Origin of the sequence: Streptomyces sp. NPDC059874 (assembly GCF_042731135.1) — a bacterium.
Classification (GTDB): domain Bacteria; phylum Actinomycetota; class Actinomycetes; order Streptomycetales; family Streptomycetaceae; genus Streptomyces.
Map to the genome: position 1 here is coordinate 37,175 of NZ_JBHWJY010000042.1, position 16,500 is coordinate 53,674.

Annotated in this window: 17 protein-coding genes and 1 pseudogene; 9 read left to right on the top strand and 9 right to left on the bottom strand. The window is 72.8% G+C overall.

The features are described from left to right. Window positions 1–279: 279 nt before the first annotated feature. The gene (locus ACFV9H_RS23480; RefSeq protein ID WP_385401537.1) at window positions 280–2,253 is read left to right on the top strand and encodes a HelD family protein; all 1,974 of its coding nucleotides are present in this window, start codon (window positions 280–282) and stop codon (window positions 2,251–2,253) included. Between the two features lie 294 nt (window positions 2,254–2,547). Here the strand turns inward: ACFV9H_RS23480 and ACFV9H_RS23485 are convergent, their stop codons facing one another. After that, on the bottom strand, window positions 2,548–3,234 hold the full coding sequence (locus tag ACFV9H_RS23485) for a copper homeostasis protein CutC (protein ID WP_385401457.1): 687 nt from the start codon (window positions 3,232–3,234) through the stop codon (window positions 2,548–2,550). A gap of 109 nt (window positions 3,235–3,343) precedes the next feature. Here ACFV9H_RS23485 and ACFV9H_RS23490 point away from each other — a divergent pair, with 109 nt between their 5' ends. Further along, on the top strand, window positions 3,344–4,006 hold the full coding sequence (locus tag ACFV9H_RS23490) for a hypothetical protein (protein ID WP_385401460.1): 663 nt from the start codon (window positions 3,344–3,346) through the stop codon (window positions 4,004–4,006). A 54-nt stretch (window positions 4,007–4,060) separates the two neighbouring features. Then, window positions 4,061–5,296, top strand: a complete 1,236-nt coding sequence (locus ACFV9H_RS23495) for a Cmx/CmrA family chloramphenicol efflux MFS transporter (RefSeq protein ID WP_385401540.1) — start codon at window positions 4,061–4,063, stop codon at window positions 5,294–5,296. A 102-nt stretch (window positions 5,297–5,398) separates the two neighbouring features. Here ACFV9H_RS23495 and ACFV9H_RS23500 read toward each other — a convergent pair whose 3' ends face one another. From ACFV9H_RS23500 to ACFV9H_RS23515, 4 genes are all read right to left on the bottom strand, one after another. Next, entirely contained in the window at window positions 5,399–5,641 is a 243-nt protein-coding gene (locus tag ACFV9H_RS23500) for a hypothetical protein (RefSeq protein WP_385401462.1), read from the bottom strand. Next, complete coding sequence (locus ACFV9H_RS23505) at window positions 5,638–6,999, bottom strand: S8 family serine peptidase (protein WP_385401464.1); 1,362 nt, start codon at window positions 6,997–6,999, stop codon at window positions 5,638–5,640. The genes ACFV9H_RS23500 and ACFV9H_RS23505 overlap by 4 nt, the downstream gene beginning before the upstream one ends. 342 nt (window positions 7,000–7,341) lie before the next feature. Then, window positions 7,342–7,608: a DUF4031 domain-containing protein gene (locus ACFV9H_RS23510; protein WP_385401466.1), complete on the bottom strand. Its 267-nt coding sequence runs from the start codon at window positions 7,606–7,608 to the stop codon at window positions 7,342–7,344. Window positions 7,609–7,615: 7 nt separating this feature from the next. Beyond that, window positions 7,616–7,993, bottom strand: coding sequence for a hypothetical protein (locus ACFV9H_RS23515; protein ID WP_385401468.1), 378 nt, complete (start codon window positions 7,991–7,993; stop codon window positions 7,616–7,618). Window positions 7,994–8,398: 405 nt separating this feature from the next. On the opposite strand from ACFV9H_RS23515, the gene ACFV9H_RS23520 reads away from it, so the two are divergent. The 3 genes from ACFV9H_RS23520 to ACFV9H_RS23530 are packed head-to-tail and all read left to right on the top strand — an operon-like array spanning window position 8,399 to window position 11,775. Beyond that, window positions 8,399–9,253 (top strand): MurR/RpiR family transcriptional regulator, encoded by an 855-nt coding sequence (locus tag ACFV9H_RS23520; RefSeq protein WP_385401542.1) that lies wholly within the window; start codon window positions 8,399–8,401, stop codon window positions 9,251–9,253. A gap of 13 nt (window positions 9,254–9,266) precedes the next feature. After that, window positions 9,267–10,202, top strand: a complete 936-nt coding sequence (gene murQ, locus ACFV9H_RS23525) for an N-acetylmuramic acid 6-phosphate etherase (protein WP_385401470.1) — start codon at window positions 9,267–9,269, stop codon at window positions 10,200–10,202. A 34-nt stretch (window positions 10,203–10,236) separates the two neighbouring features. After that, on the top strand, window positions 10,237–11,775 hold the full coding sequence (locus ACFV9H_RS23530; RefSeq protein WP_385401472.1) for a PTS transporter subunit EIIC: 1,539 nt from the start codon (window positions 10,237–10,239) through the stop codon (window positions 11,773–11,775). Here ACFV9H_RS23530 and ACFV9H_RS23535 read toward each other — a convergent pair. Continuing rightward, window positions 11,765–12,163: a hypothetical protein gene (locus tag ACFV9H_RS23535; protein ID WP_385401474.1), complete on the bottom strand. Its 399-nt coding sequence runs from the start codon at window positions 12,161–12,163 to the stop codon at window positions 11,765–11,767. The genes ACFV9H_RS23530 and ACFV9H_RS23535 overlap by 11 nt on opposite strands. A gap of 45 nt (window positions 12,164–12,208) precedes the next feature. Here ACFV9H_RS23535 and ACFV9H_RS23540 point away from each other — a divergent pair, with 45 nt between their 5' ends. Then, window positions 12,209–12,709, top strand: a complete 501-nt coding sequence (locus tag ACFV9H_RS23540) for a hypothetical protein (RefSeq protein ID WP_385401476.1) — start codon at window positions 12,209–12,211, stop codon at window positions 12,707–12,709. After that, on the top strand, window positions 12,688–13,338 hold the full coding sequence (locus ACFV9H_RS23545; RefSeq protein ID WP_385401479.1) for a hypothetical protein: 651 nt from the start codon (window positions 12,688–12,690) through the stop codon (window positions 13,336–13,338). Before ACFV9H_RS23540 ends, ACFV9H_RS23545 begins: the two co-directional genes overlap by 22 nt. A gap of 125 nt (window positions 13,339–13,463) precedes the next feature. On the opposite strand, the pseudogene ACFV9H_RS23550 reads toward ACFV9H_RS23545, so the two are convergent. The 3 genes and pseudogenes from ACFV9H_RS23550 to ACFV9H_RS23560 form a co-directional block, all read right to left on the bottom strand. Beyond that, window positions 13,464–13,652, bottom strand: a pseudogene (locus ACFV9H_RS23550) (ATP-dependent helicase C-terminal domain-containing protein); the annotation flags it as partial. Further along, window positions 13,603–14,196, bottom strand: coding sequence for a tyrosine-type recombinase/integrase (locus ACFV9H_RS23555; RefSeq protein WP_385401482.1), 594 nt, complete (start codon window positions 14,194–14,196; stop codon window positions 13,603–13,605). The gene ACFV9H_RS23555 and the pseudogene ACFV9H_RS23550, both read right to left, overlap by 50 nt. 458 nt (window positions 14,197–14,654) lie before the next feature. Further along, a complete protein-coding gene (locus ACFV9H_RS23560) occupies window positions 14,655–15,725 on the bottom strand; it encodes an alkene reductase (protein ID WP_385401484.1) in 1,071 nt (356 codons plus the stop codon). A gap of 299 nt (window positions 15,726–16,024) precedes the next feature. On the opposite strand from ACFV9H_RS23560, the gene ACFV9H_RS23565 reads away from it, so the two are divergent. Further along, window positions 16,025–16,495, top strand: a complete 471-nt coding sequence (locus ACFV9H_RS23565) for a MarR family winged helix-turn-helix transcriptional regulator (protein ID WP_385401545.1) — start codon at window positions 16,025–16,027, stop codon at window positions 16,493–16,495. Window positions 16,496–16,500: the final 5 nt, after the last annotated feature.

Here is a 16,500-nt window from a genome sequence, read left to right on the forward strand (position 1 = left end):
GTGACACCCCTGGGTATGACGCCCGGACGGAGGTCCCGGACCCGATGGACTTTCGGCCGAGGAAATCGTTCGCGCCCGCACCACCCGGTGACTACAATCTCCGCTCTTGCCGCCTCCCACCGCCCCACCGGGGAGAGCCGCCCGCCGGACGGAAACCGGCGGGCCAACTGTTCCGCACCAGCAGCTGGAGGCAGTCCCGTGCCCGCGCACGCCCCCGACACCGATCCGCTCGGCCGCGAACGAGCGCACCTCGCCGCCTCCCGCGCCGCGCTCCGCGCCATGCGCGAGGACGTGGAGGCCCTCGACATCCGCGACGTCACCGCGAACTGGGTCAACGCCATCGTGCTCCAGGCCCAGATCGACGACCGCATCAAGGCCCTCGCCGACCTGTCCCACACCCCCCTCTTCTTCGGCCGCCTGAACTACCTGCACGCGCCCGGCGCGGAGCTCGCCGAGGGTGCGGAGGGCGAGCAGTTCTACATCGGCCGCCGCCACGTCCACGACGCCGGCGGCGACCCGATGGTCATCGACTGGCGCGCGCCGGTCTCCCAGCCGTTCTACCGGGCCTCCAAGGCCGACCCGCAGGACGTCTCGCTGCGCCGCCGCTTCGGCTACACCGGCGGCGAGCTGACCGCGTACGAGGACGAGCACCTCTCCGACCCCGCCGAGGCGGCCGCCGTCAGCAAGCTGCTCCAGCAGGAGATCGAGCGTCCGCGCGTCGGCCCCATGCGGGACATCGTCGCGACGATCCAGCCCGAGCAGGACGAGATCGTCCGCTCCGGGCTGTCCGGATCCGTCTGCGTGCAGGGCGGCCCCGGCACCGGGAAGACGGCGGTCGGCCTGCACCGGGTCGCGTACCTGCTCTACGCGCACCGCGACCGCCTCGCCCGCACCGGCACGCTCGTCATCGGGCCGAACCGTTCCTTCCTGCACTACATCGAGCAGGTCCTGCCCGCGCTGGGCGAGCTGGAGGTCAAGCAGGCCACCGTCGACGACCTGGTGGCCCGTGAGGGCCTGGAGGTACGCGGCACGGACGCCGCCGAAACCGCCGTGGTCAAGGGCGACGCCCGGATGGCCGAGGTACTGCGCCGCGCGGTGCGCTCGCACGTCACGGCCCCCACCGAGGCGCTGATGGTGGTGCGCGGTTCACGCCGCTGGCGCGTGCCGGCGTACGAGATCGCCGAGATGGTCGAGGAGCTCCAGAACCGCGACATCCGCTACGGGGCCGCCCGTGAGGCGCTCCCCCAGCGCATCGCGCACGCGGTGCTCGTACGGATGGAACAGGCGGGCGAGGCCCCGGACGACCGCGTGCAGGACGCGGTGGCGCGGAACGCGGCGGTGAAGGCGGCGGTCAAGGAGATCTGGCCGCCGGTCGACCCGGCGAAGCTGGTGCTCCGCCTCCTCTCCGACCCCGAGTTCCTGGCGCTGCACGCGGCGGACGTGCTGAGCGCGGACGAGCAGAAGCTGCTGGTGTGGCCGAAGCCGTTCCGCAGCGTGAAGTCGGCGAAGTGGTCGGCGGCGGACCTGGTGCTGATCGACGAGGCGGCCGACCTGGTGGAACGGACGCATTCGCTGGGCCACGTGGTCGTCGACGAGGCGCAGGACCTCTCCCCGATGCAGTACCGGGCGGTGGGGCGGCGCTGCACGACGGGCTCGGCGACGGTACTGGGCGACCTCGCGCAGGGCACCACCCCGTGGGCCACCCGCAGCTGGGACGAGGCCCTGACCCACCTGGGCAAGCCGCAGGCGGTGGTCGAGGAACTGACGGCGGGCTTCCGCGTGCCGCGCGAGGTGATCGCGTACGCCTCCCGGCTGCTGCCGTCGATCTCACCGGGTCTGGCCCCGGTCTCCTCGGTGCGTGAGACGCCGGGCTCGCTGGTCGTCACGGAGACGGCCGACCTCACGACCGCGGTGATCGAGGCCTGCCGGGCCTCCCTCTCCCACGAGGGCTCGATCGGCCTGATCGCGGCGGACGCCCGTATCCCGGTCCTGGCGGAGGCCCTGCGGGCGGCGGCCCTGTCGTACCTGGCTCCGGGCGAGGAGACGACGGCCGAGTCCCGTCTGACCCTGGTCCCGGCCTCGCTCGCCAAGGGCCTGGAGTACGACTACGTGGTCCTGGACGAGCCGGCCGCGATCGTGGACGGCGAGCCGGACGAACGGACGGGCCTGCGCCGCCTGTACGTCTGCCTCACCCGAGCCGTCTCGGGCCTGACCCTCCTCCACGCGACCGCCTTGCCGGAGGCCCTGGCCTGACCCGTGCGGTAGCCGCTGCGCGGAGCCGTCCCGGGGCTCCGCCCCGGCCCCCACTGGTGCAGCACCGCTGTCGGGGGCTCCGCCCCCGAACCCCGCGCCTCAAACGCCGGCGAGGCTGAAATTGCCCTCCGGGCAATCCAGCCCCGCGGCGCGCACCCACAGGCTGACGCCAGGCGAAATCCAGCCTCGCCGGCGTTTGAGGCGCGGGGTACGGGGCGGAGCCCCGGATTCAGCCCCGCCGGCGTTTGAGGCGCGGGGTCTGGGGCGGAGCCCCAGGAGGACGGCCCGCATGGGTCAGGACAGCGCGGCTCGCCACTCCGCGACGGCCGCCGCAGAGACGGGCCGCCCCCACCCGGAGGGCCTGGCCGCGCCGCCGATGTGGAAGGCGTCGATGCCCGCCCCCCGCAGCACCGGCAGGTGCGACAGCGTCAGCCCGCCGCCGACCAGGATCCGCGGCCCATACCCCGGCTCACCCCGCCGCGCCGCCTCCGCGAGCAGCACCGGCAGGCCCTCGTCGACCCCGGCCGCCGAGCCGGCCGTCAGGTACGTGTCCAGTCCCGGCAGGTCGGCGAGCGCCTTGCGCAGCCCGTCCCGGTCCGCCGCGCGGTCGATCGCCCGGTGGAAGGTCCACCGGCAGCCGTCCAGCTCGGCCACCAGCGCCTCGACGGCGGACAGGTCGGGGCTGCCGTCCGGGTTCAGGAAGCCGAGGACGAACTCCTCCGCGCCCTCCGCCCGCATCTGCCGTGCCGTCCGCACGAGTACCGAGACGTCACCCGCCGCGAACCCGTCCGTCTTGCGGAGCATCACGCGCAGCGGGATGTCGACCGCCGCTCTGATCGCCGCGAAGGTCTCGCGCGGCGGGGTGAGCCCGTCGGCGGCCATGTCGGTGACCAGTTCGAGTCGGTCCGCCCCACCGGCCTGGGCCGCGATCGCGTCCTCCGCGTCGAGGGCGATCACCTCCAGGAGCGCACGGTTGCTCATTCGTTGCCGTCCTTTGTCCGGTAATGGAAAATAGGTCTAGTCCAATCTCAGGGTACGGGTCTCCGCCCGCGCTCCACCAGCACAATCACGCCACCCGCACAATGTGCCCATGGACACAGGCACCCCGCACGACGACACCACCGCTCTGCGCGCCCACTGGCAGGCCACCGTCGCCGCCGCCGGCGCCTCCCCCGACCACGACCCGACCCCCTGCGCCGACCGGCTCCTCGCCGCCTGGGCGGAGCCCCAGCGCAGGTACCACACCACCGCGCACCTGGCCGACGTACTCGCGCGGATCGACGTACTCGCCCCGCACGCCGCCGACCCCGCGGCCGTCCGGCTCGCGGCCTGGTTCCACGACGCCGTCTACCGGCCGGACCGCTCCGAGAACGAGGAGCGCAGCGCCGCCATGGCCGAGCGCGCCCTGCCCGAGCTCGGCGTCGACGCCGCCCGCACCGCCGAGGTGGCCCGGCTGGTCCGGCTCACCGTCACCCACGACCCCGACCCCGGCGACACCAACGGCGAGGCCCTGTGCGACGCCGACCTCGCCGTCCTCGCCGGCGCCCCGGACGCCTACGCCGCCTACGCCGCCGCCGTCCGCGACGAGTACGGCTTCGTCCCCGACGAGGCCTTCCGCACCGGCCGCGCCGCCGTCCTGGACCAGCTGCTCGACCTGCCGCGGCTCTACCGCACGCCGTACGGGGCCGCGCACTGGGAGGCCCCGGCCCGCGCCAACCTCACGGAGGAACTCTCCCGGCTGCGGGGAATTTGATCCCGTTCGCCACGGTTGGCCATAGTCATGCCCGCAGAAGCCGTACGCCCCCGCATGCCAGTCGCCGTCTACGTCCTCGGACTCTCCGTCTTCGCGCTCGGCACCAGCGAGTTCATGCTCTCCGGGCTGCTGCCGCCCATCGCCGAGGACATGGGCGTCACCATCCCGCAGGCGGGCCTGCTCATATCCGCCTTCGCGATCGGCATGGTCATCGGGGCGCCGCTGCTGGCCGTGGCCACCCTGCGCCTCCCGCGCCGCACCACCCTCGTCGCCCTCATCAGCCTGTTCGGCCTCGGGCAGGTCGCGGGCGCGCTGGCCCCCTCGTACGAGCTCCTCTTCGCCTCCCGCGTGGTCTCGGCCCTCGCGTGCGCGGGCTTCTGGGCCGTCGGCGCGGCCGTCGCCATCGCCATGGTCGACAAGGACCAGCGGGCCCGTGCGATGGCCGTCATGATCGGCGGGCTGTCCATCGCGAACGTCCTCGGCGTCCCGGCCGGCGCCTTCCTCGGCGAGCACCTGGGCTGGCGCTCCGCGTTCTGGTCGGTGGGCGCGGCCTCCGCGATAGCCCTGGTCGGGATCCTGGCGCTGATCCCGAAGATCCCCCTCCCCGCCGAGCGCCCCACCCTCACCCGCGAGCTGCGCATCTACCGCGACCGCCAGGTGTGGCTGTCCGTCGGCGTCACGGCCCTCGCCGCGGGCGGCGTCTTCTGCGCGTTCAGCTACCTGTCGCCGCTGCTCACGGACGTGGCCGGGCTCGACTCCGGCTGGGTCCCGTGGATCCTCGGCCTCTTCGGCATCGGAGCCCTCGTCGGCACCACCATCGGCGGCCGGGTCGCGGACGCGCACCTCTTCGGCGTCATGATCTGGGGCATCACCGCCTCCACCGTCTTCCTCGCGGCGCTCGCCCTGTTCGCCTCCGCGGCCGTCGCGGCGATCGCCCTGTCCTTCCTCCTCGGCGTCTCGGCCTTCTTCACCGCGCCCGCGCTCAACGCCCGCATGTTCAACGTGGCGGGCGCGGCCCCGACCCTGGCCGGCGCCACCACCACGGCCGCCTTCAACCTCGGCAACACCGGCGGCCCCTGGCTCGGCGGCACCGTCATCGACGCCGGCCTCGGCTTCTCCGCCACCGCGTGGGCGGGCGCGGCGATGACCATCACGGCGATCGCCCTGGCGATCACAGCCCTCCGCCTGGACCGGCCCGCTCGGCCTCGCGTGACGCGGGTGGTCGCGGCCTCTGAGCCGGCCGCGGCGGCCGTCGGGCCCGTGACCAGGCAGACCGCGGGCCGCCGCTGACACTGCCGGACTTTGAGGGCCGGGCCGTACGCGGGAGGAGGGCCGGTCCGACGGCCCTCCTCCCGCTGCGCAGACCTCCGCCGGCCCCGCCCGCCGCACTGCTTACTGGAGCGGCGAATCGGGTGGTCTGAGCTCGTACGTGCGGTCGCGCTCCACGGCTTCGACGCCGTCGATTCCTTCGAGCCCTTGCAGCCGGTCCTCCGCGACCCTTCCGGTGAGCGAACCGATGTCGGGATACTCGGCGTCCAAGACCAGGCCCGCTTCCCGCAGCGCCTTCACGGCGTCGGTGAACCGCTCCGGGTCGACCGCCACGACGACACGTACGTCCGGTGCCGTGCTGCTCACGGAGCCTGGACCAGGCCGACTCCGACGTCCGCGCCCGGAATCGTCGACCGGCGCGCCCCGGCCAGCAGGAGCGACTTCAGCTCGGCCGCGCTCGCGTCCGGATTGGCCTGGGCGAGCAGGGCGAGGATACCGGCGACGTGCGGCGTGGCCATGCTCGTACCCATCAGCGTCTTGTGCTCCTTGGGCATGGGGAATGCCGAGATCACACCGACACCAGGGGCCGCGATGTCCACCTGACCACCGTCGGGGTTGATGCCGCGGTTGGAGAAGAACGCGACCTTCTGGTCCTTGTCGAGCGCGGCGACGGCAAGGATCGAGGGGCAGTTGGCCGGGTGCTCGACCGGTTCGATCAGATCAGGACGGTCGCTGCCGTTGCCGGCCGCGCAGACGATCAGCGTCCCGGCCCGCAGCGCCCGTTGCGCGGCGTGCTCGAACACCCGCGAGAAGCGCTGCCCCACGCCGATCGGAGCTCCGAGCGACATGGAGACGACGCGACACCCGTGACGGACCGCCCAGTTGACGCCGGCCAGGATCGAGGAGTCGGGGCCACGGCCCTGGTTGTTCAGGACCTTACCGACGAAGATCTCCGACTCGCAGGCCACGCCGTAGCGCGGGAGCGAGCGCGGCGCCTTCGGTCCGCAGGCCGTGCCGATGCAGTGTGTGCCGTGGCCGACGACGTCATCCGCGGTCTCGCCCTGCACGAACGACTTCACTCCGCCGAAGCGCCCCATCAGGTCGGGGTGGGTGCGGTCCACTCCGGTGTCCAGGACGGCGACCTTCACGCCCTGTCCCGTGAACGTGGACTCGACCACGCGGGTCGCCTGGAGTCCCCAGGTCGCCTGCGACTCGTCGAAGGCCGCCGCGAGGACCTCGGCCAGGTTGGCTGCCTCGAAGCGCTGCAACGCGTGGTTGACCAGCTCCTCGACACCGTCCTGGTAGCCGCGCAGATAGTCCGCGGTCGTGCCTGCGGTTCCCGGTGGCGCGGCAACGAGCTGCGTCGCGTACAGGACGCGTTCCCGCTCCATGGTGATGATGGCCGACTCTTCCTGAGCCGTGGCCTGCAGGGCATGGAGCTGATCGGGAGCGGCCCGGACGACACCGACTCCGAGCTCTTCGAACACGATGGAGCCGCCCTGCTCCAGCATCTCGGCCACGGCCTCGGGCTCGGCTCCGCGCGCTCGCTCCGCACGGGCGATCCCCGCCTTGCTCTGCAGTGCCGCCATTCCCTGATCGGCGGCCCCGGGATCAAGGAGGACGAGGAACCGGTCCGTGAACTCGTCCTTCTGCCTCATCACCCCCGCGTCGGACATCTCCGACCGCGCGCCGCGCGGGCTGCCGTTTGCTGCGTCTCGGTTCATGGTTTCTCCGTTCAGTGCCCCCGCTGGACGTGGACGCACCGATCCCGAGCATCACGACGGCTTACTGACGCGTAGGTCATCCCCCGCGGTTCGGCGTCGCGCGCTCCCTCCCGGCCGGTGCTCCTCCACGCTCGCGGCACCCCTGACGCGCTGCAACCGGGCGCCCGGGCCCGCCCACGCGTCCCACCCGGCCGACACGCGGGCGCCGCGCAGCAGTGGCCGAACTTGCGCCCGTACGGCCGCAGGGCTTCGGTACTCCAGCTGCTGTGCGCCATCGGGGCGAGAGCCGGAGCGAGCGGGCGCGCAGGCCACGACAGGCCGGCGGCCAGGCCCGGCCGGCGCCTACGCCGGCCGGCCCTTCGGGCGGCGCAGGCCGGCGGTCGTGAGGCGGCGGACCAGTTCCTTGCTGCCGATCTCCACCGCGCCGGCCGCCACCGCGTCCGCGTAGCGGTGCGAGGGCACGTCGTAGTGGTCCCGCTCGAAGGCGCGCGGCGGGCAGCCGATCGACGCCGCGAAGGTGTGCAGTTCCTCGTACGAGACGTCGCTGACCAGGTGCGACCACATGCGGCCGTGGCCCGGCCAGGTCGGCGGGTCGATGTACAGCGTCACCGGCGGCTCACCGGCCCGGGTGGAAGACCGGCCCGAGGGAGCCGACGGCCGCCACCCTCACGCCCGCCTCCGAGCACACCCAGTGCGGGTCGGGTCCCAGCTCCGGCTCCACGTCCAGCGCGTGCGGGTCTCCGTGCCCGCAGACCGGGCACAGCGGCCAGCGGCCGTACTTCTGCAGCAGGGCGTCCTGCACGTCCTGCGCGACGAGTCCGGCAAGGTAGTCGACCCCCTCCGGCCACTGCTCCACCCACCACCGGCGGTGCGTGACCGAGTCCTCGACGAGGGAGACGACATCGGCATCGGCGACCTCACCGGCGGCGAGATCGGCGAGAACAAGTGCACGGGCGACATGCAGCGCCTGTTCGAGGGGGGTCGCGTGGTCCATGCGCCCATTGTGGCCCCGCGGCAAGCCCGTGGCGAAGGTCCTTTTTCGAGGGCCTTATGGCGTCTTGCCCCACCCTGCTCGTGAAAATAGATTTCACGCGTGAGCAAGAAGCCGAAGGAAACTTCCACCCCGCCGCCGGCCACGACGGCGAGAGCCACGGCAACGGCCCGGCCGGGCAAGCCCGGCACCACCGGCACCGCCACCCCCAAGCCCCGCCCGGACCGGCCCGGCGCAGCCAAGCCCCGCACCACCGAGACGGCCCCCGCCGAACCCGGCACCCCCAAGCCCCGCACCACCGAGACGGTCCCCGCCGAACCCGGCACCCCCAAGCCCGACGCAGCCGCGGGCACCCGCCCCGCCGGGCCCGCGCCCACCTCGCCCCCGCCGCCCCCTCCGGCCTCGGCCCTGCGGGCCCGCGTGCGCGGTCTCGGCCCCTCCATGACGCGGTCCGTGCGGTCCGTCGCCGAAGCCGTGGTCTCCGATCCCGCGGGGTGCGCGCAGCTCACCGTCACCGCCCTCGCCGAGCGCACCGGCACCAGCGAGGCCACCGTCGTCCGCACCGCGCGCCTCCTCGGCTACCCCGGCTACCGCGACCTGCGCCTCGCGCTCGCCGCCCTCGCCGCGCGGCAGGAGTCCGGCGCCGCGCCCGCCGTCACCGTCGACATAGCCGTAGACGACCCCCTCGCCGAGGTGGTCGCCAAGCTGGCGCACGAGGAGGCGCAGACCCTCGCCGACACCGCCGCCGGCCTCGACCTGACCGCGCTCGCCGCCGCCGTCGTCGCCCTCGCGGCCGCCCGCCGCATCGACGTCTACGGCATCGGCGCGTCCGCCCTCGTCGGCCAGGACCTCGCCCAGAAGCTGCTCCGCATCGGGCTGATCGCGCACGCCCACAGCGACCCCCACCTCGCCGTGACCAACGCCGTCCAACTGCGCCCCGGTGACGTGGCCGTCGCCATCACCCACTCCGGCTCCACGGGCGACGTGATCGAGCCGCTCCGTACCGCCTTCGAGCACGGCGCCACCACCATCGCCCTCACCGGCCGCCCGAACTCGCCCGTCACCCACTACGCCGACCACGTCCTGGCCACGTCCGCCGCCCGCGAGACCGAGCTGCGCCCGGCCGCCATGTCCAGCCGGACCGGCCAGCTCCTCGTCGTCGACTGCCTGTTCGTCGCCGTCGCGCAGCGGACGTACGAGACGGCCGCCCCCGCGCTCGCGGCCTCGTACGAGGCCCTCGCCCACCGCCACAGCAGCAGATAGGAGTCCCCCGCCCATGACCGCGTACGACGAACTCCGCGCCCAGCTCGCCACCCTGACCACCGAGGCCTTCCGCCCCGAACTCGCCGAGATCGACCGGCTGTCCACCCTCGACATCGCCCGCACCATGAACGCCGAGGACGCCACCGTCCCGGCCGCCGTCGCCGGACAGCTCCCGCGGATCGCCGCCGCGATCGACGCGATCGCCGCCCGCATGGCCCGCGGCGGCCGGCTCGTCTACGCGGGCGCCGGCACCGCCGGCCGGATGGGCGTGCTGGACGCCAGCGAGTGCCCGCCCACCTTCAACACGGACCCGGCCGAGGTCGTCGGCCTGATCGCGGGCGGCCCCTCCGCGATGGTCAAGGCCGTCGAAGGCGCCGAGGATTCGAAGGAGCTGGCCGCCGAGGACCTCACCGCACTCGCCATCGGCCCCGACGACACGGTCATCGGCATCTCCGCCTCCGGCCGCACCCCGTACGCGATCGGCGCCGTCGAGTTCGCCCGTACCCGCGGGGCGCTCACCGTCGGGCTCTCCTGCAACGCGGGCTCCGCGCTCGCCGCGGCCGCCGAGCACGGCATCGAGGTGGTCGTCGGACCCGAGCTGCTCACCGGTTCCACCCGGTTGAAGGCGGGCACCGCGCAGAAGCTCGTCCTCAACCTCATCTCGACGATCACCATGATCCGCCTGGGCAAGACCTACGGGAACCTCATGGTCGACATGCGCTCCTCGAACGAGAAGCTGCGCGCCCGCGCCCGCCGCATCGTCGCGCTGGCCACCGGCGCGCCGGACGAGGAGATCGAGGCCGCGCTGACCGCCACCGACGGCGAGGTCAAGAACGCCGTCCTCGTCATCCTCGGCGGGGTCGACGGCAACGAGGCCGCCGAACTCCTCGCCACCACCCAGGGCCACCTCCGCGCGGCCCTGGCCGCCGCCGGCCCTCGGACCCGCTAGCCCACCACCCCCCACAGCAAGGCGACCCCCCACGATGCCCACTGACAAGAACCGCGCCACAGCCGCCGCGATCCTTCCTCTGGTCGGCGGCCCGGACAACGTCACCTCGATCGCGCACTGCATGACCCGCCTGCGCATCGCCCTGCGCGACCGCTCGCTCGTCGACGACGAGGCGCTGAAGGCCCTCCCCGCGGTGATGGGAGTGGTCGAGGACGACACCTACCAGATCGTGCTCGGCCCGGGCACCGTCGCCCGGGTGACGCCGGAGTTCGAGGCGCTGGTCGAGGAGGGCCGCTCGGCGGCGGCCGCCGCCCATCCGCATACGCATGCGCATGCGCATCCGGTCACGGCGGAGGAACTCCAGGCCCAGGGCGCTGCGTTGAAGGAGGCCCGGAAGGCCCGCAACGCGACCCCCTTCAAGCTCTTCCTGCGCCGCATCGCGAACATCTTCGTCCCACTGATCCCGGCCCTGATCGGCTGCGGTGTGATCGCGGGTCTGAACGGCGTCCTCACCAACCTCGGGTGGCTGCCGGGCCTCGTTCCGGCGCTGACCGCGATGGCCTCCGGGTTCATGTCGCTGATCGCGGTGTTCGTCGGCCACAACACCGCGAAGGAGTTCGGCGGCACGGCCGTCCTGGGCGGTGCGGTCGCCGCCATCATCGTGTTCCCCGGAGTCGCGAAGATCACCGCCTTCGGCCTGGAACTCAAGCCCGGGCAGGGCGGCGTACTCGGCGCCCTGGCCGCCGCGCTCCTCGCGGTGCACGTCGAGAAGTGGTGCCGGCGCTGGGTTCCGGAGGCCCTGGACGTGCTGGTCACCCCCACCCTCACGGTCCTTGTCTCGGGCCTGGTCACCCTCTTCGGCCTGATGTTCATCGCCGGCGAGGCCTCCTCCGCCATCGGCACCTTCGCCAACCGGCTGCTCGCCACCGGCGGCGCGTTCGCGGGCCTGATCCTCGGCGGCCTCTTCCTCCCCCTGGTGATGCTGGGCCTGCACCAGGCCCTGATCCCGATCCACACCACCCTCATCGAGCAGTCCGGATACACGGTCCTGCTGCCCATCCTCGCCATGGCGGGCGCGGGGCAGGTGGGTGCGGCCATCGCCGTCTACTACAAGCTCCCGCGCAACGGCTCGCTCCGCGCCACCATCAAGTCCGCGCTCCCGGCCGGTTTCCTGGGTGTCGGCGAGCCCCTCATCTACGGCGTCTCCCTGCCACTGGGCCGGCCCTTCGTCACGGCCTGCGTGGGCGGCGCGGCCGGCGGAGCCTTCGTGGGCCTCTGCAACCAGCTGGGCGTCGCCTTCGGCTCCACCGCCATCGGCCCCTCGGGCTGGGCCCTCTTCCCCCTCCTGGACGGCAAGTCGGGCATGGGCGTCACGATCGCCATCTACGCGGGCGGCCTGACGGTCGGCTACCTGGTGGGCTTCGCCGCCACGTACTTCTTCGGGTTCACGCGCCTTCTCTGCACTTCACTCAATCAGGGGGACGAGGAGGCGGACATGACGGCGGAAGAGCCGGGCGCCCCCACGGACCAAGCCGGTCCGAGGGCCACAGATTCGGCCGCACTCACTCGCTGAGCAGCTTGGCGGGGCGCCCAGCCCGAACGTAGTCCCGATAGTCGTCACCGGCAATGCCCTGACTGACCCACCGGCCCCGATCGGCTCCGATCATCCGCTCAGCGGTGGCCAAGGCCGCCAGGGCGCCGTCCACAACGGCGAGCCGGCGGCCGAAGTCCTCCTCCCCGTCCTCGCGCTCGAAGGACGGGAACTCGACCAGGTCGTAACAGCCCTCGTCGCCGATGTCCTCGACCTCATGGACCACGAGAACGAAGCCCTCGGACTTGGGCCAGATCTCGGCCCACCGGATGCCGGGCTTCTCCGGTGTTCCGGCGGCGCCAAGGAACTGCTCGATCGACCGCCCACGCTTGAGCGCGCCAAGCGCGAAGGGTTCAACGAGGTAGCGCATTCGGGCCGGGTAGACGCTGCCCCCACGCACGGACAGGTCTGATCATTGGCTGCGCGGCCGGGAGAACCCGAGGTCGACCACCGGCCGCACTGTGTGCCTGGCGGCCTCAACCTGTTTCGTGCGGAGGAACGTCAACGTCAGATCGATCCCGTCGATCTCGCCCAGCCACCTTCCTCGACAGGTAGCGGCAGTTGCTGCCGCTCCGGCGCCCTGCAGCGGGCGGCCGACGAGTCGGAAGACGACGAGTTCCGGCTCGCGCCCGGCGAGACCCTAGCCGGGCTGCCGGCCGACTACGAGCCGGCGACCGGGGAGACCGACGAGGCCGTCGCCGACATCATCCGCGAGAGCCTGGACGGCGCCACCCTCTACCCGCTGATGGCCGCCGCCGAGCAGTGGCCCGACCCGTGGTTCGAGCCCTGGGAGCCCGCCGCGCCCGCCGGCTGTGGGCTACGGCCGTCAGATGTCGTGCCCCATCGGCCGGATGTGGTCGAGGCCCTCTTGCGGACCGGTCCTACGCTGGAGGCATGGCCACCGATCCCTTGCTGAGACAAGGCCCCGACTCGACGGATCTGGTCCTGCGCGTCGGCCCGGTCGGGCGGACGTGGAACGTGCTGACCTCGGCGGGGCCGGCGCTGTTCACTCCGCTCGCTCTGGGCGTGCCGACCCTGCTCGTCGCCTTCTGGATGGCGCTGGCCGGGGCGCGGGCGTCGACCGTGTTCGTGGTGGTGGGGGTGATCGCCGGGCTGGAGTACCTGATCGGCTGGCTGGCGGTGGCCTCTTCGCGGGCCCGGGACATTCTCCGGGTGGAGTTCGCGCCGGCCGGGGTGCCCACGTCTCTGCGGCTGGTCCGGGGCGCCGGGCCGGATGACTGGCTGCCCGTCAAGACCCTGCGCGAGGTGCGGCTGACGCACAAGGTGGTGGAGCCGTACCAGGGGGACTACAAGCCGGCCGTCTCCACGCTCACGCTGGAACTCGCCCTGCGGGGCGTCCGGGAGCAGCTCACGCTCCCGTTCGACGGCGACCCGCAGCGGCTCGCCGACTCGCTGAAGGCCCTGCTCGGCCCGGCTGGGGTCGTGGTGATGCTGCGCACCGAGCGCAGCACGCGCGATCGGCCGCAGCGCAACTCGGGCTGGACGTCAGGCGGTTCGGCCTCGGCCAACTCGGGTGGCGGCTGACCCCGGGCTCCCCGTGGCGCTCCCCGGTTGGGCGTGTTGAGCCGCCGGGTCGGCTCGGCCGCAGCCGGGTCCTCCGGCCACGGGTGGCGGGGGTAGCGGCCGCGGAGCTCGGCCCGCACGGCGCGGTGGCCCTCGCGCCAGAACGACGCGAGGTCGCCGGTGACGGCCGCCGGGTGCCCAGCCGGGGAGAGCAGGTGGACGGTCAGCGGGGCCGCCCGTCCGCCAGCGCGAAGGCGGCAGACCAGCCGAACAACTCCTGCAGTTTCACCGCGAGTACGGGCCGCTCGCCGCTGCCCCGGACAACGAAACCCCACTGCCGGTCCTCGTCAGCTCTGCTGGAGTCGTGGCCCGCTGAATGACCCGCCGCATCGCCCAGTAACTCAGCGGCCTGTCGGGCCCTCGGCGCGTCCGCAGCACGGGCTCGTGGGCGGCTGGCAGGCCGATGGAGTCGAGGTAGGCCGCGAGCACGATCAATGCCTGTGGGCTGGCCGGTACCGGCTCCCGCTCCTTCGTCCCCTTGGAGATCACGTGGAAGACCTGCCCCGACCAGTCGATGTCGGCCGGGGTGACCCCTAGTAGCTCTTCCGCCCGGGCCCCGCTTGAGCCGTAGAGCAGCACAGCAGCCCGGTCCCGGTCGTGGGTCATCGCTTCGAAGAACTCGTCCCACATGGCATCGGGAATCGCCCTCGGGTCCGTCTTCGGTACTCGCTGCCGCAGCCGTGCCCGCCGGAACGGCTGCGCCGGCTCGGTCGGGCTTCGGTGCGCCAGAGCCCTGCGGCGCGCAAGGGACTCCGGAGCAGGGTTGGTCAGGGGGCCGCGTCCGTAGTGGCGGTGGAAGGCGTAGAAGCTGCCGACCACGGTCAGGGCATGATTGATCGTGCTCGGCGCATAGCCGGCCTGGAGGTACCGCTTGCCCGTGCGCTGGTTCGCCGACCCTGGTGGGGGCGACGCCGGGTTGCTGCGCCGCCACTGCGGGGTTGGGCGCCGTGCGAAGCCAGCCCACCAGGGCAGCCGCCTCCGCCTCGGACGCCTTGTCCCACGGCAGGTCGAACTCTCCTTGAGCAGGGAACACATCGCCCTGCTCAACGAGCCGGAGAAGGTGCAGTTAACACACCAGATGCTGGCCGAGGTCAACACCGCCCCGCAGCCCACGGCCGCGTCCACGACCGGCGACCCGACGAAGGAACCGGCCCTGGCCTGAATGCGGCCCGGCCCGGCCCGGCCCGGCGGGGAGCCCGTATCCATGCGGCTCCCCGCCGTAGCCGTCACCGAAAACGCACCACGGAATAGCTGTTCGGACAGCCAATCCGCGCCACTCAGCCGAGGGTCGGATAGTCGGTGTAGCCGCGGTGGTCACCGCCGAAGAAGGCGGTGGCGTCGGGGGTGTTGAACGGGCCTCCGGCGGCCAGGCGGGCGGGGAGGTCGGGGTTGGCCAGGAACAGCGCGCCGTAGGCGATCAGGTCCGCCGTGCCGTCCTCGATCAGCTCGAGCTCCTCCGGCCCCGTCACGTCCGTGCCGGTGAAGGGGTTGAGGACGAACGTGCCGGGCCACTCCTTGCGCAGCCGCAGGGCCAACTCGCGCTGCCCCTCGGCCTCCAACTGGTGCAGGTAGGCCAGGCCCAGCGGTGCCAGCCGCTCCAGCAGGGCGCCGTAGGTCTCGTCGAGGTCGTCCTCGGCGATGTCGTTGTACGGGTTGCCGGGCGAGATGCGGAAGCCCACCCGGTCCCCGCCGATGGCCTCGGCCACCGCGGTCGCCACCTCGACGGCGAAACGGATCCGGCCCTTGACCGAGCCGCCCCAGCCGTCGGTGCGCCGGTTGGAGCCCGGGGCGAGGAACTGGTGGATCAGGTAGCCGTTCGCCCCGTGCAGCTCCACCCCGTCGAACCCGGCGGCGACCGCGTTCCGGGCGGCGGCGGCATAGTCCTCGACGGTCCGGGCGATCTCGTCCTCGGTCAGCTCCTTGGGCGTGGGGAAGTCCAGCGGGCCCTGGTGGGTGTAGACCTGCCCCTTCGCCGCCACCGCCGACGGGGCGACGGGGTGCAGGCCGTCCGGCAGCAGGCTGGGATGGCCGATCCGGCCGGTGTGCATCAGCTGCGCGAAGATCACGCCGCCCTCGCGGTGCACGGCGTCGGTCACCGGGCGCCAGGAGGCGATCTGCTCCGCGGAGTGCAGGCCCGGGGTGTCGGTGTAGCCCTGGCCGACCACCGAGGGCTGGATGCCCTCGCTGATGATCAGGCCGGCGCTCGCGCGCTGGGCGTAGTAGGTCGCCATGAGGTCCGTGGCGGTCGCCCGGGAGGTGTGGGCGCGGCTGCGGGTCATCGGAGCCATCGCGATGCGGTTGGCCAGGCGCTTACCGGCGAGCTCGTACGAGTCGAATGCCGTCGACATGATCACGTTCCTTGTCTTCGCAGGATGCCGCCGCTCGATGCGGAGTTAACTGTTCGAACAAGTAAATACCCTCGACCCATTCCCGCGCATACGTGACCCGCGTCACAATCGACCACGGTCCGGCGGCAAAATAAGGACATACGGCGTCACACCGCGCGCACGGTGATGGCGATAGGCTGGTCTCTGTCCGAGCAGTTACACACCACACCGGGGGACCCATGAGCCAGCCGAAGGGAACGCCCGTCAGCGCGCCGGCCACCGACCCGACCGAGGCCGCCGAAGCGGCGGCCCTCCCGTCGATGCCGCCCTCGGTCCAGGCCGGCCCCCTGTCCCACGCGATCTTCCGCGTCGCCCGCCTGCACCGCATGCTCGCCCAGCAGCTCCTGCGCCGCGTGGGCCTCCACACCGGGCAGGAACTGGTCATGATGCAGCTGTGGGACCGCGGCCCACAGCGTCAGACCGACCTCGTGCGGATGCTCGGATCCGACGCCGCCACCATGACCCGCACCATCAAGCGCCTCGAACACGCCGGCTTCGTCCGCCGCAGCCCCTGCGCCGCCGACAAGCGCGCCACCATCATCGAACCCACCACCGCCAGCCTCGCCCTGCGCCGCGAGGTCGAAAACATCTGGGCCGAACTCGAAAGCAACGTCACCGACCACCTGACCCCCGACCAGCAGGCCGAAGCCCTCGAAGTCCTCGCCCGGATCGCGGACGGCCTCGCCCACGCCACGACGCGCGGCGCCACGGACACGGCGGCTCCGGCATGATGCCG

Excerpts from the sequence above, each read along its gene's own strand:
- ACFV9H_RS23490 (WP_385401460.1), top strand. The coding sequence starts at position 3,344 with ATGGACACAGGCACCCCGCACGACGACACCACCGCTCTGCGCGCCCAC.
- ACFV9H_RS23535 (WP_385401474.1), bottom strand. The coding sequence starts at position 12,163 with ATGCGCTACCTCGTTGAACCCTTCGCGCTTGGCGCGCTCAAGCGTGGG.
- ACFV9H_RS23545 (WP_385401479.1), top strand. The coding sequence starts at position 12,688 with ATGGCCACCGATCCCTTGCTGAGACAAGGCCCCGACTCGACGGATCTG.
- ACFV9H_RS23565 (WP_385401545.1), top strand. The coding sequence starts at position 16,025 with ATGCCGCCCTCGGTCCAGGCCGGCCCCCTGTCCCACGCGATCTTCCGC.
- ACFV9H_RS23480 (WP_385401537.1), top strand. The coding sequence starts at position 280 with ATGCGCGAGGACGTGGAGGCCCTCGACATCCGCGACGTCACCGCGAAC.
- ACFV9H_RS23485 (WP_385401457.1), bottom strand. The coding sequence starts at position 3,234 with ATGAGCAACCGTGCGCTCCTGGAGGTGATCGCCCTCGACGCGGAGGAC.
- ACFV9H_RS23505 (WP_385401464.1), bottom strand. The coding sequence starts at position 6,999 with ATGAACCGAGACGCAGCAAACGGCAGCCCGCGCGGCGCGCGGTCGGAG.
- murQ (WP_385401470.1), top strand. The coding sequence starts at position 9,267 with ATGACCGCGTACGACGAACTCCGCGCCCAGCTCGCCACCCTGACCACC.
- ACFV9H_RS23515 (WP_385401468.1), bottom strand. The coding sequence starts at position 7,993 with ATGGACCACGCGACCCCCCTCGAACAGGCGCTGCATGTCGCCCGTGCA.
- ACFV9H_RS23560 (WP_385401484.1), bottom strand. The coding sequence starts at position 15,725 with ATGTCGACGGCATTCGACTCGTACGAGCTCGCCGGTAAGCGCCTGGCC.
- ACFV9H_RS23495 (WP_385401540.1), top strand. The coding sequence starts at position 4,061 with ATGCCAGTCGCCGTCTACGTCCTCGGACTCTCCGTCTTCGCGCTCGGC.
- ACFV9H_RS23530 (WP_385401472.1), top strand. The coding sequence starts at position 10,237 with ATGCCCACTGACAAGAACCGCGCCACAGCCGCCGCGATCCTTCCTCTG.